The organism is Algibacillus agarilyticus (assembly GCF_003286125.1).
Lineage (GTDB): Bacteria > Pseudomonadota > Gammaproteobacteria > Enterobacterales > Alteromonadaceae > Algibacillus > Algibacillus agarilyticus.
This window is the reverse complement of the sequence record NZ_QMED01000004.1, coordinates 1-16,210: the sequence shown is the minus strand read 5'-3', so window position 1 is coordinate 16,210 and position 16,210 is coordinate 1. Positions and strand designations below refer to the sequence as shown.

General features: G+C 35.7%; 14 protein-coding genes and 1 pseudogene. 11 read left to right on the top strand and 4 right to left on the bottom strand.

Going from position 1 to position 16,210, the window contains the following annotated elements; translation table 11 throughout:
- Nucleotides 1–102: 102 nt before the first annotated feature.
- The 3 genes from DPX34_RS04715 (at nucleotide 103) to DPX34_RS04705 (ending at nucleotide 3,929) form a co-directional block, all read left to right on the top strand.
- Complete coding sequence (locus DPX34_RS04715) at nucleotides 103–2,031, top strand: GGDEF domain-containing protein (RefSeq protein ID WP_157964619.1); 1,929 nt, start codon at nucleotides 103–105, stop codon at nucleotides 2,029–2,031.
- Nucleotides 2,032–2,293: 262 nt separating this feature from the next.
- Nucleotides 2,294–2,632, top strand: a complete 339-nt coding sequence (locus DPX34_RS04710; RefSeq protein WP_111977266.1) for a P-II family nitrogen regulator — start codon at nucleotides 2,294–2,296, stop codon at nucleotides 2,630–2,632.
- A 13-nt stretch (nucleotides 2,633–2,645) separates the two neighbouring features.
- Nucleotides 2,646–3,929, top strand: a complete 1,284-nt coding sequence (locus tag DPX34_RS04705) for an ammonium transporter (protein ID WP_111977265.1) — start codon at nucleotides 2,646–2,648, stop codon at nucleotides 3,927–3,929.
- Between the two features lie 58 nt (nucleotides 3,930–3,987).
- Here the strand turns inward: DPX34_RS04705 and tsaA are convergent, their stop codons facing one another.
- On the bottom strand, nucleotides 3,988–4,707 hold the full coding sequence (gene tsaA, locus DPX34_RS04700) for a tRNA (N6-threonylcarbamoyladenosine(37)-N6)-methyltransferase TrmO (RefSeq protein WP_111977264.1): 720 nt from the start codon (nucleotides 4,705–4,707) through the stop codon (nucleotides 3,988–3,990).
- Nucleotides 4,708–4,778: 71 nt separating this feature from the next.
- Between tsaA and DPX34_RS04695 the strand changes: the two genes are divergently transcribed.
- On the top strand, nucleotides 4,779–5,075 hold the full coding sequence (locus DPX34_RS04695; protein ID WP_111977263.1) for a hypothetical protein: 297 nt from the start codon (nucleotides 4,779–4,781) through the stop codon (nucleotides 5,073–5,075).
- Between the two features lie 41 nt (nucleotides 5,076–5,116).
- Here DPX34_RS04695 and syd read toward each other — a convergent pair whose 3' ends face one another.
- Nucleotides 5,117–5,671 carry a SecY-interacting protein gene (gene syd, locus DPX34_RS04690; protein ID WP_111977262.1) on the bottom strand — a complete coding sequence of 185 codons (555 nt, stop codon included), beginning with the start codon at nucleotides 5,669–5,671 and terminating at the stop codon, nucleotides 5,117–5,119.
- A 52-nt stretch (nucleotides 5,672–5,723) separates the two neighbouring features.
- Between syd and queF the strand changes: the two genes are divergently transcribed.
- A complete protein-coding gene (queF, locus tag DPX34_RS04685; protein WP_111977261.1) occupies nucleotides 5,724–6,578 on the top strand; it encodes an NADPH-dependent 7-cyano-7-deazaguanine reductase QueF in 855 nt (284 codons plus the stop codon).
- A 13-nt stretch (nucleotides 6,579–6,591) separates the two neighbouring features.
- Here queF and DPX34_RS04680 read toward each other — a convergent pair whose 3' ends face one another.
- The gene (locus tag DPX34_RS04680) at nucleotides 6,592–8,379 is read right to left on the bottom strand and encodes a M61 family metallopeptidase (RefSeq protein WP_111977260.1); all 1,788 of its coding nucleotides are present in this window, start codon (nucleotides 8,377–8,379) and stop codon (nucleotides 6,592–6,594) included.
- 171 nt (nucleotides 8,380–8,550) lie between these two features.
- Here DPX34_RS04680 and DPX34_RS04675 point away from each other — a divergent pair, with 171 nt between their 5' ends.
- The 6 genes from DPX34_RS04675 to DPX34_RS04650 all read left to right on the top strand — a co-directional run bounded on the left by DPX34_RS04675 (nucleotide 8,551) and on the right by DPX34_RS04650 (nucleotide 15,513).
- Nucleotides 8,551–10,155 (top strand): GGDEF domain-containing protein, encoded by a 1,605-nt coding sequence (locus tag DPX34_RS04675; RefSeq protein ID WP_111977259.1) that lies wholly within the window; start codon nucleotides 8,551–8,553, stop codon nucleotides 10,153–10,155.
- Between the two features lie 198 nt (nucleotides 10,156–10,353).
- Nucleotides 10,354–11,712, top strand: coding sequence for a nucleotide 5'-monophosphate nucleosidase PpnN (ppnN, locus tag DPX34_RS04670; protein ID WP_111977258.1), 1,359 nt, complete (start codon nucleotides 10,354–10,356; stop codon nucleotides 11,710–11,712).
- A gap of 3 nt (nucleotides 11,713–11,715) precedes the next feature.
- The gene (locus tag DPX34_RS04665) at nucleotides 11,716–12,408 is read left to right on the top strand and encodes an SDR family oxidoreductase (RefSeq protein WP_111977257.1); all 693 of its coding nucleotides are present in this window, start codon (nucleotides 11,716–11,718) and stop codon (nucleotides 12,406–12,408) included.
- Nucleotides 12,409–12,439: 31 nt separating this feature from the next.
- The gene (locus DPX34_RS04660) at nucleotides 12,440–12,817 is read left to right on the top strand and encodes a DUF3192 domain-containing protein (RefSeq protein ID WP_157964618.1); all 378 of its coding nucleotides are present in this window, start codon (nucleotides 12,440–12,442) and stop codon (nucleotides 12,815–12,817) included.
- 9 nt (nucleotides 12,818–12,826) lie between these two features.
- A complete protein-coding gene (locus DPX34_RS04655) occupies nucleotides 12,827–14,455 on the top strand; it encodes a hypothetical protein (RefSeq protein WP_111977255.1) in 1,629 nt (542 codons plus the stop codon).
- A gap of 50 nt (nucleotides 14,456–14,505) precedes the next feature.
- Nucleotides 14,506–15,513 carry an isocitrate dehydrogenase gene (locus DPX34_RS04650; protein ID WP_111977254.1) on the top strand — a complete coding sequence of 336 codons (1,008 nt, stop codon included), beginning with the start codon at nucleotides 14,506–14,508 and terminating at the stop codon, nucleotides 15,511–15,513.
- Between the two features lie 379 nt (nucleotides 15,514–15,892).
- Here the strand turns inward: DPX34_RS04650 and DPX34_RS04645 are convergent.
- A pseudogene (locus DPX34_RS04645) lies at nucleotides 15,893–16,210 on the bottom strand (IS4 family transposase); the annotation flags it as partial.

Sequence of the window (16,210 nt, the reverse complement as noted above, 5' to 3'; positions counted from 1 at the left end):
TTAGTATATATCCGGTACACCGTATCGGATATCGTTTTATATTATTAATTTAACGATTGTTGTATCCATCTAATAGTTCATCGTATGTTAAGGATGATATCTATGGCTTTTAGATTCAAATTATTTTGCTTCTTATTTCTTTCTTTATTTGCGCTAAATCTAAGTGCCCTCGAACAAAGTACAATTGATGAATTAAAAAATGATGTCGCTAATCATCATTATCAGCCTTTTATACAACTACTTGATAAATATAGCATTGAGCAACCTTCTGTTGCAGTACAACTGGCAGAGCAAATTATAATAGATGATGTTAATGACTTAGCTTATATTCAATTTAGAACACTCTATGCATTAGCGTTGTATCGTTATGGTAATTTTAAAAACCTCAATAATTTAATACAAACAAATTTGTCACATGCTTTAATTAAGGTTGATGCTCGTATATACCAAACAAATATAATTTTGTTAGCCAAATTATACAGTGCGGATAGTCACTTTATTAAAGCTGATAAATTATTGTTAGAATATATCACTAAGACTGCTCCTTCTTCATCAAGTAGTAATAACACTCTACCTGCCGTTAATACTTTGGCTGAGTCATTCATTACACAAGGTTATAATGAAAAGGCGCTCGCCATCATCTTTAGCTCTTTTAGCCAAATTAATTTAACAAACATTGAGCAAGATACCTTAAATAAACAACAAGTTAAATTGATCATTAATACGGCTAATATTTTAATCGATACTGCAAATTTACAAGCCGCATTAGCCCTACTTAAATCAATTGAAGCTCATTCACACCTTGATGATCCTGAAATATATGCAAGTTGGTTATTATCTTATGCCACGTGTAAATCTAAAATTGGCTATTTTAATGATGCTATTAGTGCGATTGAATCTTTTAGAACCATCGTCGGACGAGTAAACGATTTGCCTTATTTAGCAATATTAATGGAACAAGCGGCCCAATTAAGTATATACCTCGAATTAACTGATTCTGCTAAGCGTTGGGCTGAACGTGCTAAAAATTTATTTTTGACTATCGATAGTAAAACCGGCTTGTTGATTAATCAGATTACTTTTTTCGAACTCACCCATTTGACTGGTCAACAAATAAAGTCTGAAGCGTTAACAAAACTGAAATTATTAATATCAAGCCATTCATTGTATCGATTACCCAAACTTTCAAAACGATTGCAGCAAATAAACACCGTGATTTCGACTAAATTAAACTTAGAAAAACCACTAGAATTTTCGAATACGCAACTCAAATTAAATCAACCTACTGATGAAAATGCCATCTTTAACTATCAGGTTAAAAACATTGAGTTATTTTTAGCCGAAAAAGAATTATCGATGGCTAAAAATGCCCAAATATTACTTTCTTACCAACTAAAATATACTTATATAGCTTTTGCTATTTTTATCGTTTTAATTTTGTATCTATCAAATAGTCGAATTAAAAATAATAGAAAAATTGTCTGCTTGCAAAATCGAATCATTAATCTTGAGAAAAAGCTCGAAACCTCAAATGAAGTTAATAACCATGATTCATTGACTGGTTTGTATAGTCATCGTTATATCACCAAATTTCTTCGGCAAGCTTCAAATGAAACTCAAGTTAAGTTTATCCCTTATACGGTTATTTTATTAAGTTTAGATAAATTTCAAGATTTGGTCGACGATAATGGTTTTGCTTGTGGCGATACTATATTAAAAAATGTCGCCCATATATTAATCAAAGAAAATAAAAATAATTACACTTTAGGTCGTTGGGGTAATGAAGAGTTTATTATTTGTTTACCCAATACTCGGATTGAAAAAAGTAAAAAATTAGCTGAACAAATTAGAGTTTTAGTTGATCAATCGACAATGGCTTATAATGATACGTTTCATAATGTAACAATCTCATTAGGTATCGCATCTGCCCATCCAAAAGAAACATTTGATCAGCTTTTAGCCAGAGCCGATCATGCATTACTCCAAGCCAGTAGAAAAGGAAACCGAATTAATGTGCATCGCGATCATTAATCAACCTTAAATCCTTTTGTTGTGTTATACCAACAAGTCAATCTCAATTGTAAATTACGTTTTTAACGTTTCATTAACTTTGTACTTGATAGAAATTTTCTTATGTGTTGAAGTGGCGCCCTCAGATATTTTTTATAGAAAATATAATGAAAATCTGAAATTAGCTAGACAAGCTATAATTTCAATTGCTCTATAACTTATTGATTTAGAGCATCTAAGAATAAAATTTCCAATAACATTATTGTTAACAAAGAGGTTAGCCATGAAATTAATAACGGCCATTATCAAACCCCATAAATTAGATGAGGTAAGAGAGGCGTTATCAGAAATCGATATCAAAGGTATTACTGTAACTGAGGTTAAAGGTTTTGGCAGACAGCGTGGTCATGTTGAACTTTACCGAGGTGCAGAATATACCATTGATTTCGTGCCGAAAACAAAACTAGAGATTGCGGTGTCAGGTGATATTGTCGATCAAGTCATTGAAGCGATTATTGGTGCTGCTAATAGCAGTACCATTGGCGATGGTAAAATATTTGTCACAACGCTCGAACAAGCAATTCGAATTCGTACTGCAGAATCAGGTAACGAAGCTTTATAATTTAGAGGTTAAAATGAAGTTTTTTATGGGTCTATTGGCCACTCTTTTATCTTTCAGCGCTTTTGCTGATGAATTAAATTCAGGTGACACGAGTTGGATATTAGCATCGACTGCGCTTGTATTATTTATGACTTTGCCTGGATTAGCTTTATTTTATGGTGGCTTGGTTCGCTCTAAAAATGTGCTGTCTGTTTTGATGCAATGTTTTGCGATTGCCTGTGTAGCTTCAATTATCTGGTTAAGCTTTGGTTATAGTTTATCATTTAGTGAAGGTAATGCTTTTATTGGTGACTTTAGTAAAGCCTTTATGTCGGGTGTTACACGAGATACTCTCGCCGGCACAATCCCTGAACCCTTATTTTTCATTTTTCAAATGACATTTGCCATTATTACCCCCGCGTTAATTGTAGGTGCTTTTGCTGAACGAATGAAATTTTCTGCCGTTATACTATTTAGTGCAGCTTGGTTAATTTTAGTTTATTTTCCTATATGCCATTGGGTTTGGGGCGGCGGATGGCTTGCTCAAATGGGGTTACTGGATTTTGCCGGTGGTACAGTTGTGCATGTTACAGCCGGTGTTGCCGCATTAGTAGCGGCAATCGTTATAAAAAATCGTCACGGTTACCCAAGTTCTGCAATGATGCCTCATAATTTAACAATGACGGTTATTGGTGCCGGTATGTTATGGGTTGGCTGGTTTGGCTTTAACGGGGGATCTGCATTAGCGGCTAATGGTGATGCAGCCATGGCGATTACCGTTACACACATTTCAGCGGCGGCAGGATCACTTGCTTGGATGATGATGGAGTGGTTAAAACATGGTAAACCGTCGGTATTAGGCATTGTTACGGGTATGGTTGCAGGGTTAGGTACAATCACGCCAGCTTCGGGTTTTGTGGGTCCTGCCGGTGCATTAATTATTGGCTTAAGCGCCGGTGTCATTTGTTTTTATGCAACGGTATTAATTAAGCAAAAATGGAAAATTGATGATTCATTAGATGTTTTCCCTGTGCATGGTGTAGGTGGGATCATTGGTACTTTATTTGCGGGCGTATTTGCTTCAACAGAATTAGGTTTGTTTAGTGGCTATGGCTTTGCCGATGGCATAACGTCAATATCTGAACAAGTAACGGTTCAAGCTATTGGTGTTTTAGCAACAGGACTTTATACCGCGGTTGTTACGTTTATTATTCTTAAGCTTGTTGGTTTATTAACGGGCGGAATAAGAGTAGATCATGAAGATGAAATTAAAGGTCTTGATTTAGTCAGTCATGACGAACGCGGTTATAATTTATAATTTATAATTCGTAAATAGATTTTAGTAAGCATTTTTATAATCATTGAAAAGGCTGCACTTAACTTAAGTCAGCCTTTTCAAATTCCCTTATTTTTACCACGTCTTTTATCACTTCAAACCGAACATCAAAATCGCCTATTTTAACCGAGTATACTTTGGTATCGAGTTTGTTTTTTTTATACGCGGGTCGAGGATCTTGCATTAAAACAGCCTCTATAAAATCAATAATCGGTTTATCAATTTTGTTCTTTTGTCTCTGTGCCAATTCAGTGTATGTCACACCGGCTATCGTGCTCTGAGGCTCAGCTTGGGCAAACCCACTGCTCGCTTTAGGTATGCAATCGACATATTTTATATAGGGTTTAATATCGATTACGGGCGTCCCATTAACAAAGTCCCCTCCTTTAATATTAAGCACAATTTGATTATTAATAATACTGTGTCCTAAATATTCAACGGCCGATAAACCAATGGGGTTGGGTCTAAATGGCGAGCGCGAAGCATATACGCCAATTTTTTTATTACCCCCTAATCGAGGTGGCCTAACCAAATAATGCCATTTCCCAGGTTCGTTTTGATTAAAAACAAATTGCACCCAAATATGGCTGAAATCAGCAAGCCCTTTAATAGAGTCTTCATTGGCAAACTCAGGTGATAAAATAATCTGACATTGTGCTTGCGTGATTATATTGGGTTGTCTGGGGACTGCGAATTTTTCTTTATAGAGTGATTGAACATAGCCAATACTATTAAATTCATAGCGTGGTTTAGAATCCATATTTATTAAACACCTGATTGATAATATTGTGATAAAATTAAATAATAATTAATTCAAATTAGACAAACTTAATGGATCACCTTTTAAAAAGCGCTATCGTCAATTTACATAAAGATAATAAAATGGTGTCAGTGGCCACAATTAAGTCAAAAGTAGGTACTCGGATCCCCTTACCTTTTATTACTCGTGAAATAAGTACTTATAAAGTTGACCCTGAAGCATATGTTACTCAATATCAAAATATGGCTACGCCACCTCAAGTAAAAGAGAAAGTCGAACCACCACAACCACTTGAAAAAAGAGTCGAGATTCTGGAAGCCCAAGTAAAAACACTTCATGAACAATTTCAATCGCTAATGAATAAATAAAACGTTATTCATTAGCAATAAATCAAATAGACTCTTCTTTATCAAATTACGATAGGGTCTAATTTAGCGATAAAATCGGCTAAATTATTAGCTAGCACCTTAGAGTGTGGTTTACCAACAGGCTCAAGCACGACTTCACCCGTTTCGTTTAATATTGAAATCATCAATGAGTCATCGTCTGTTACGGCAATAAAAAAAGTCAATGGTTGCTTTAATTTTTGCTTCATCATTGCATGAGCAAGCAAGTTTTGCTGTAAATTCTGGTCGTCGTCTTCACTCCAAGGTTGCAGTAATTCTAACCAATTTTCTTCGTATGTAGCAGGTATATTATTACAATATTGCGTACTATAAAAAGCAATAATGCTCGGATGTAAATCAATATTTAATGCGCTTTTAAAATCAGCAAATTTTGCATTGTGCGGTTTAGCAACCGGTTGCCAATGAATAAGGCCTTCAGCGTTTACTTTTTCGACTTCACAAGGGCTGCTAAAATGGGGGTCATGTTCAATTAAAGGTAATGTGCCATGAAGTGTTTTAAATTGGCGCATATATTGTTGGGTAAATTTTTCTAAATTTTCTTTTACTGCTTCGGACATTTGATTTTATTTCGCTTAAACTACATTTTTTTATTAATCAATATTAAGCCCGATGTCAGAAAACAAAACAAGTGATTTACTGCAACAACTTTCTTTAGGTAAGCAATCTGACTATAAATCAAACTACGATGCTGATTTATTAGACACTGTACCGCGTTCTTTAACCCGTGAAGCACTTGGTTTATCATCACAAACGCAATTACCTTTTGTTGGAACCGATATCTGGACAGGTTATGAAGTTTCGTGGTTAAACTCAAAAGGCAAACCTCAAGTGGCGATAGCTGAATTTTATTTCGATCATGATTCGGAAAACTTGATAGAGTCTAAGTCGTTTAAATTATATTTAAACAGTTTTAACCAGATGCGTTATGAAACCCAAGATCGTATCATCAGTATTATTGAGCATGATTTATCATCTTGCTCTGGTGCGCCTGTAAGCGTGACATTTTATTCATTGTCTGACTACGCAAAAAAAGGCTTAGTAGAAACACCCGGCATATCAATTGATCAATTAGATATTGAAATTAATGATTTTGATTACAACCCGTTGTTGTTAAAAAAAGCACCAAACAAAGCCTTAACGAATGTGACAGAAATACTTGCTAGTGATTTACTCAAATCAAATTGTTTAGTAACCGGCCAACCTGACTGGGCCAGTGTCATTATTCAATATTCTGGAACACCGATTTGTCATGAATCCCTACTAAAATATTTAGTGTCATTTCGTGGGCATAACGAATTTCATGAGCATTGTGTAGAGCGGATATTTTGTGATCTTACTCGACATTTTGAGTTAGCTAACTTAACCGTTTATGCACGTTATACACGCAGAGGCGGCTTGGACATTAATCCAATACGTTCTACGCATGCCGTCAACTTTGATTGGTTAAGATTAGCTCGACAATAGTGCCTTTGACTTATTAAAAATCATATTCAACGCCGAGCCACGCTTGATATAATTTACGTTGTGAGGCGGATGGATTAATGAGAGGTACAATTTTATATTCACTTGTTGTTTCATTCGGCACCACCAAGCGACGGGTAATTAACTCATCACGTCTAAATAACGTTAATTGAATCTCTTGGTTCGGCTGGTAATCATCTAAACGCTGGTCAAATGTATGAGGGTATAATCGTAAGTCATTAATAGCGATTATTATATCGCCCGCTGTTATTCCTGCTTTCCAGGCCGGTGATGCCTCTTTTACTTGTCGCACCTGGTTTAGATTCTGCTTTATTTGAAAGTTTATGCCACTTTGTTTGTATTTAATTGATTTTTCTAAGGTTAATCCAATAGTATTTAAGGCGGGTTCAAAAATGAGATCTATTGGTTTTTCCACATGTGAGCGCCACCAATCAGAATAATCTTCGCCTGTTAAATCTTTTAAAATCGTTAATACATCTTGTGTATTAAAAGCAATTGTCGTGGCGAAGCGTTTATAAAGTTCGGCATGAACATCTCGATAGCTTATTTTTCCTAAACTTTGTGACAGTAACTTCATGTCTAAAATAAATGATAACAATGCGCCTTCATCATAAATATTGACACTATGGTTTAATGCTTGATGACCCTTTACGGCTATCCATTTATCTAAACTAGCATCAGCCAGAGATTGTTTTTGTGTTCCGGGAGTTGCATGGTGCTCAAACATTTCGTTAGCTAAAATTTGTAAATATTCACTTGGGGTCATTAACCCTGCGGCAATTAATAAATGATACTGAAAGTAACGAGTTGAACCTTCACTGATCCAAAGTAACGGGCTGTACTTTTCTTTTAAATAATCATAAGGCACAAACTCGGCAGGACGATAAGATTTAACGTTCCACGTATGGATAAATTCATGAGCTGCTGTTGCTAAAAATTCAAGGTATTGTTTACGCGGAGCAAAAGTAAAGCGTTTACGTTGAATTATCGTCGAATTAAGGTGCTCGGTTGCCCCGCGAGTATCAGTAGTGGCATGCACCATAAACACATATTTAGAATAAGGCTTATTGGGCCATATGCGGCGATAAGTTGCGACTAACTTGGATAAGTCAGCCACCATCTGCTGACTGTCGTAGTTACCTTTTCCCCAAATTGCGAGCTCATAGGGCGTATTCTCGACTATAAACGTATGGCGTTCAATGATTCCCGCTTCAATTGGAGAATCAACTAATTGATCATAGTTAATGGCTAAATATTGATGAGACTGATTTTTAACCGCTGGAAGTCCGGTAACACTTTCCCATAATGTAGGTAGATTTAACTGCACTTTCAATGGCCAAGATCGTGAAACATTAGTATATAAAAAATAGCCAGATGCATTAATAAAAGCATGTGTATCATCAATATGACGACTTCGAGTGGATAGTTGATTAGCATAAACTGTGTAACGTAGCGTAAAGGCTTGTTTAGAGGGATTATAAATACGCCAAGCATTTTTATTCACTTTGCGCCAGTGAAGCTCATTACCTTGTTTATCAAGTGCCTTAAATGAACTGATCCCGTTGGCAAGGTTTAAAATTTCATAACGTCCAGTTCGCCAAGCGGGTAATGAAAATTCGATTTCATTATTTGGTGTATGAGGGTGATGAAGCTCAATTTCGGCTAAATGCTGATCAGCATCGGTAATTGTTAAGTAATAATTAATAATTTCATTTTGACTATATACCGGTGATAAGAATAAAAACAATAAAATCGTTATACAATATCGACGCTTTTTTATCATTTGTTACCACTCTACAATTATTCGTATAAAAAAAATGAAAATTACTTATTCTCTTTAATATATGACGACTATCATTAAAGACATATTTTATGTTAATGTTAAATATAGCATTTTGCTCAGAATAATTTACAAGTTATAGCTTAAGAAAGAGCGTGAAGGAAATTATAATACGTGTCTGGTCAATTAGAATTAATCACTAAAAAATTAGTTAAAACACAAAAAGCTAATAAATTGTTAGAAAAAAGCTATCAAAATCAATTTGATAAGCTTACTCAATTAATTAGTCGACTTTCACAAACTTGTAAAGGAATCGATCTCGAACTCGATAACAAACTCGCGCAACTAAGAGCGGTGATAGCTCAAGGTAAAGACTTTCAAAATGTTGAAACGTTTATCACCAGTGTACTTAATGTTTTAAGCCAACACAGTAATCGTGTTGCTCGCGATATGCAAAAATCTCAAGACTCTTTATTAGATGTCGCTTCAAATTTACAAAAAGTGAAAGGTTTGCCTAAAGATTTAAAACGTGAACTTGACACTGTCGCAAAAGAGCTTGAAACAACGCCGTTATCTATCGTTGGTTTTTTACCGCAAATCGAGCTTATTGCGCGGCTTTATAACAAATCATTAGAGCTCGCAAAATTAGAATCAATCCCTAAAGGTGGATTACTTAATGCGCTTGCTAGCGGAACACCTACCCCAACTGGTAAAGCGGATGAGTCTGTTGATCTGGTTGAGTTGCAAAAGACGATTTCAAATGAATTACTCAATATTTTAAGTAACCTTGCATTTTCGGGTGAGTCATCACAAAAAATTGAAAAAATCAGAGATGATTTGAGTAAACCAATTAGTCCTCGTATTTTAGTGGATTGTTGTGTTGATGTTATTCGTATAATTGTTGGTAACATAACGGAAGAACGGCAATCTGCCCAAAGCTTTTTATTAACTCTTAATGAAGCCTTATCATCTGTTCATGATGCGGTTTCTAACTCGTTAACAGGTACACGCCGTACATCGAGCACGAAAGTTGCACTCAATGAAAAATTACGTAATAGCCTGTCTTTAATCGGTGATGATGTAAATAGTGCAACAGATTTAAATGAACTTAAAATCAGTGTAACGTCTCGAATTGGCGATATTGCTGAAGCGCTAGCCGAAAAAGAAAGCATCGAACAACAAGAGCAAGGTCTGTTACTAGACAGCTTGACTCAAATGCAAACTCGCTTGGGTGACTTAGAAAAAGAAGCTGAAAGTTATAAATCAAAACTGTCTGAACAACGATTTAAATCATTACAAGATGCTTTAACTAAATTACCGAATCGTGCCGCATTTGATGAAAGGTTAGAGATAGAATTTACGCGTTGGGATCGTTATAACCATGACTTATGCTTGGCCGTTATTGATATCGATCACTTTAAACGAATAAATGACACATTTGGTCATTCTGCAGGGGATCGTACTTTACAAGTTATAGCCCTCGCGCTGCGTAAATTTTTGCGTGAAACCGACTTCATTGCACGTTACGGTGGAGAAGAATTTGTTGTATTGGTACCCGAAACAAAATTAGCAGCTTTAGAGGCTAAATTGAATTTAATCAGAGAACAAATAAAACGCATTCCATTTAAATTTAAAGATAAAAGTATTAACTGTACCATCTCAATTGGCGCAACACAGTTTAGAAAGGGTGACTCCCCTCTTGGGGCTTTTGATCGTGCTGACGAAGCATTATACAAAGCGAAAAGAACAGGACGCGATAAAGTCATTATTACAAAGTAATGACTTTTTCTTTAAATTAACTCAGCCCTCCTAACCTCTATTTTTATTAATTTTATATTAATTTCAATCATATAGCGTTTTTAAAACGCTATTTTTAAATTCCTAAGCTATAGTTGTAACATAACCCTTTTTTTATAAAAAATAGGTATATGTCAATGAATAATTGAGATATAAAAAACAATTGGCTAAGGAACTTATATGAAAATATTCCAAGTTAACCCAGTGGGTAGTATGGATCTATTATCTCAACTTGAGGTGGATAGATTAACTAAATCAACTAACTCTCCTCTTTACATTATGTATAGGAATTGTTCTTTAGCGGTACTCAATGTGGGTAGCGATACCGACGACAGTGAAACCATCTATAAAGCTTATTCAGATTTTGATATTAAAGTAATAAGACGCGAACGAGGTGTTAAATTAGAACTCATTAACCCGCCTGAACATGCTTTCGTCGATGGTGAATTAATTGCGGGTATTCGAGAACTATTGTTTACCGTTTTACGTGATATTTTATATACTGATATCAAACGAAATATAACAATTTCAGAAGCTGATAATGCTAACTACATAACGCACTTTGTGTTTGATATTTTACGTAATGCAGGGGCGCTTCAAACAGCTGTTGACCCGAGCATGATAGTTTGTTGGGGTGGACACTCTATCAAAGAAATTGAATACAAATATACTAAAGAAGTCGGTTATCAATTAGGTTTACGCAGTCTTAACTTATGTACGGGTTGTGGCCCTGGCGCAATGAAAGGGCCAATGAAAGGTGCAACTATTGGTCATTTAAAACAAAGAATCAATAATGGGCGCTATTTAGGTTTAACAGAGCCTTCTATTATTGCGGCAGAGCCCCCTAACCCGATCGTCAATGAGTTGGTTATATTGCCCGATATAGAAAAACGTTTAGAAGCGTTTGTTAGGGTTGCGCACGGTATTGTAATCTTTCCAGGTGGGGTCGGAACGGCAGAAGAATTACTGTATATTTTAGGGATTTTAATGAACCCCGCTAATACGCATCAAGCTTTACCGGTCGTATTAACAGGGCCTAAAGAAAGCAAAGCCTATTTTGAAAGTATTGATGCATTTATTGGCCAAACGTTAGGTGAAGAAGCGCAACGTCGCTACACCATAGTTGTTGATGATGCAGAGCGAGTGGCAACAATTATGAAAAGCCAGATGAATGAAGTGCGACAATACCGTAAATCAATTGGTGATGCTTATCATTATAATTGGTCATTAAAAATTGAAGCAGATTTTCAATACCCTTTTAATCCGACGCATGAAAATGTAGCTAAATTAGATTTACATTTGGCACAAGACAAAGCCAAATTAGCCGCCAATTTACGACGAGCCTTTTCATCAATTGTGGCAGGCAATGTGAAAGATGAAGGTGTTAAACAAATAAAGAAACAAGGCCCATTTAAAATACATGGCGACAAAGCATTAATGGATTTAATGGATACTTTGTTACAAGATTTTATGGCGCAAGGTAGAATGAAATTACCTGGAACTCAATATGTTCCTTGTTATGAAGTAATCAAAGAGTAGACAATGAAAACAATACTAATAACTGGAGCCAATCGTGGGATTGGCTTTTCATTAACAAATCATTACGCCAGTGAAGGTTGCAAAGTTTTTGCTACCTGTAGAAACCTTCATCATGCTGAAGATTTACTCACGTTAGCAAAAGAAAATGAAAATATTATAGTCCATGATCTGGATGTGTCTGAAGCGACTTCGATTAAAAACCTTGCTTTAGAATTATCAGGTGAAACCATTGATATATTGATAAATAATGCTGGTGTTTATGGACCTAAAGGCATTGAAAATCATATGATTACGGCTGATGAATGGCTTGATGTACTCAGAATCAATACAATTGCTCCTTTTATGGTTACTCAAGCGTTTGAAGCTAATCTTGCTCGTTCTCATGTTAAAAAAATTGCATTTTTGAGTAGTAAAATGGGAAGTATGGCAGATAATGGCTCGGGTGGAAGTTATATATACCGTTCATCCAAAGCGGCCTTAAATAGTGTGGTTAAAAGCTTATCTATCGATTTAGTAACAAAAGAAATTAAAGTCGTCGCCTTGCATCCTGGCTGGGTACTCACCGAAATGGGAGGGCCAAATGCGTTAATTAATACCGATGAATCGACACTCGGTTTAACTAAAGTGATTGATAACCTGACAGATGAACAATCTGGGCAGTTTATCAGCTTTGATGGCACAGTTATCCCTTGGTAAAATACATTTATTTCAGCCATTGGAGCGGATAATGAAAACCAAAGCCCCATTAGTTTTGATGATAGGTTTAATTACTTATTTATTTTTTGGTTCGTGTGTGTGGTTTGTCGTGAAAGATGATCAAAGCCAAATGCAATTTGAAGATAGGCAAGCTTACAATTTAAAAATAATTGAAAAGTTACAGCTTTCACAATCGAAAGCATCAATCATTGAATTAATGGGGCCGCCAGATATCACTGAGGCAAAAAAAACCCAATTGGGAATGGCACAAGTTTTGTTTTATCGCACCCATCATATTAAAAAAGATGGTTTCACAACTCAAGATGAATGTACAAGCCTACTCTTTATTAATGACAAGTTAGTCAGCTGGGGTCATGACTCTTACCAGCAATATCAACAAGCATCATAAGGCACATTGATGACTAAACAATCTTATGCACAAATTGTTAAATTGCATTTAGATTTAATAGAAAACGTCCCTCATTATCAACCAGAAAATATTGTATTACATCTAAAAATAATAACCGATTTTTGGCACTCTCATTTTCAACACTCCGCAGATATTTTAAAATTAATTATTATGAGTCAACAGCAAATTAATTTAGGCTGTTTACGGGCGATTAAATCGATCGCGTTATTAAAGTTGTTATCGATAGAACTCGATTTACCACCAACCTTTGTTAAGCAATTAATTTATATTTTTTTAGTTAAAGAACTTTGTGTATCACGTTATCTAACAAAGGCGCTTAATTCAGACAAATTAGCCATTGTTTATATAAAATCAAGACAATCAATTGGATATTTGTTTAAAAATAATATCATCAACGCTCAACATGTTACGCATTTAAAATTACCTTTTGTTAACCGCGATAAATTAAATCAAACGCGCCACACATATTTATACAGTCAGCATTTATTTTTATATATTACTCAAACAATCGAATTGTTATCACCGCTAAGTGCCAATAGCCCGATAAATTCATGGGAAAAACTATTAAAGTTAAAATGTAAAAATGAATTATCAACGGAAATCCATTTTAATAACGCCTTGTATTTACATTTATCGTTAATCGGCACATCGGTTTTAATTGATGATGTAGCTCATGTTGTAGTAAACCAAACTAACCACCATTTAGACATAGTTGGTGCAGAACAAGCAGATGTGCAAAGCCAACCTAAACCAGACGGCATTGAGTTTACAAGCGGAGTTAAATTATCGTTAGTGTCGATCGATAATGCTATATCCCACTTAACTAAAAAACAACTTGCGACCCCGAACAAGGCGGAGTCTATTTGTGGTAATACGAATACAGCAGTTGGTATAGATTACGAAACGGCCACCACTAAAGAGATCGCAGAAATTATTTCATTAGACGATAGCTTTGCTAATGCATTAAAAAACTATGCACGAACATTACTAATAAAGGCCAATACAGTTAATTCAGTAACCCACGCGGTGGCTATTATAGGCCGAGAGAGGATCATTATTTGGAGTTTACGTTATGCTTTACTCTCCCATTTTAGTGATGTTCACGTTAATCACTCTGAATTGTTGCAGTTAATCATTGAGTCAGCTCATGACGAAGTCGAAATCGCCTGTCGTTTACGAGGTTATAATGCTGAAGAATATAAGCTTTTCACAGATTGCTGTTTATTGCCGATTTTTTCATTGCTCCAACAACAAATAAGCGTAAATTATCCAATTAAAATAGAAAAACAAACAAACTATATTTTTGATTGTTTTAAGGTGAGTAAAAAAGGAATTGAATCAAAGACCACTGATTTGGCAAGAGCACAACCAAAATTAAAAAATTATATTAAGCTAACGACGTTAAATTTAAATGATATTCATAAATTAAGCCCTAAGCAACAAAGTCTTTTTAACCTCTGTTTTTCGTGTATTTTATCGAGCATTAAATCCCATGCAAAAACAGAAATGATGACAAAAATAACTAAATTAAATCAGGTGCTTATTAAAAATAACCCTTATGTAACCGTTAATGACAATCATAAGGGCCATATGCCAATTCATTATAACCAAATGTAGTGAATTTATTGCTAGAATAACAATATAATTATTAGCAATTCAAGAGAGCTATAATGATTCAACGTATTACTGTAATACCAGGTGATGGAATTGGCCCTAGCATTGTAGATTCTACCCTTAAGATCCTAGATAAAGTTGGCTGCAATTTTGAATATGATTTTGTTAACGCCGGTTTAACCGCTTTAGAATCTATCGGCGAATTGTTACCTCAAGCCACCCTTGACACGATAGCAAAAAATAAAATAACACTTAAAGGCCCATTGACGACCCCTGTTGGTGATGGCTTTACCTCTGTAAACGTAACACTTCGGCAGCAATTTAATTTGTATGCGAATATGCGACCGGTATCGAGTTTTAAAGGGACGAAGGCTCGATATGAAAATATAGACATTGTAACCATTCGTGAAAATACTCAAGGTTTGTATTCAGGGGCCGGCCAAATTATCTCTGAAGATGGTTTAACCGCAGAAGCGACAAGTATAGTAACGCGGAGTGGCTCTGAAAAAATAGTCAAATTTGCTTATGAATTAGCGGTTAAAGAAGGCCGTAAAAAAGTCACAATTGTACATAAAGCCAATATTCTAAAATCGACTTCAGGCTTATTTTTAACCGTCGCTCGCGAGATTAGTAAACAATACCCAGACATTACAACCAATGAAATGATTGTTGATAATGCCTGTATGCAATTAGTGATGAACCCACAACAATTCGATATTATTGTCACAACCAATTTATTTGGCGATATAATTTCTGATTTATGTGCAGGGTTAGTCGGTGGTTTAGGGATGGCTCCAGGCGCTAATATTGGTGATGAAGTTGCTATTTTTGAAGCGGTTCATGGTAGCGCACCTGATATAGCAGGTAAAAATTTAGCGAATCCCACATCGGTGATTTTGGCTGCTATACAAATGTTAGAGTATTTAAACATGCCAGATAAAGCACAAAAAATAATGATTGCATTAAGGTCGGCAATTGAAGCAGGTGATCGAACAACACGCGATTTAGGTGGACGATCAGGTACAACCGATTTTACCGCCGCCATGTTAGAAAGACTTTAAGTTTGATGAGTTAACTTGATTTAAAAAATTGATAACAATATACACCACGATAAAGCATACTCAATTTATCGTGGTCACTTCACTTCGATTCACAAAACTTTTTATTAATTCGACTTACGTATAAACAAGGATTACTTTAATTGATTCTCGTGCTTACTGTTTTTTGTCTATCTATTCCTCATTTTTAACAAATAGTCTAATATAGTCTTCTCGCTCAGGTTTTATGGTTCATTGTCAGCGCTTACTCGCCCCAATCACATAATAGAGCATATGCTGATGGAGTCTCGAAGCTTGCCTGCATGGATGCAGGTAAGGGGCGAGAGCAGGACGCGGTAGCTTTGACGGCTTTGCTTATCATGGATGTAAGTCTGTCTCTTGATCACAAGTCTCCAGCCTGCTGAAGTGATTTTAACATCGCAATTGACTCTATCATTTCGGCCAATTTTATCCAACCTTGCCATAACACTTTCATCCCTACTCGTCCGTTGCGTTTGCTGTCATACCAGCCACCGTACCTTGCTATAGCGTAATACAACCAATAAAGTGAAGGAGGTTTAGTCGGAAGGCCTTTCCCTTTTTCTACTTTCATCCACAGCAATTGCCATGTCGTACTTTCTACGTAACAAGTACAATCTATCGCTTTAGCTTCTTCTTTGTTTTGAGCCCATTCTTGAAGTTGCATTAACCTTACGGCGAT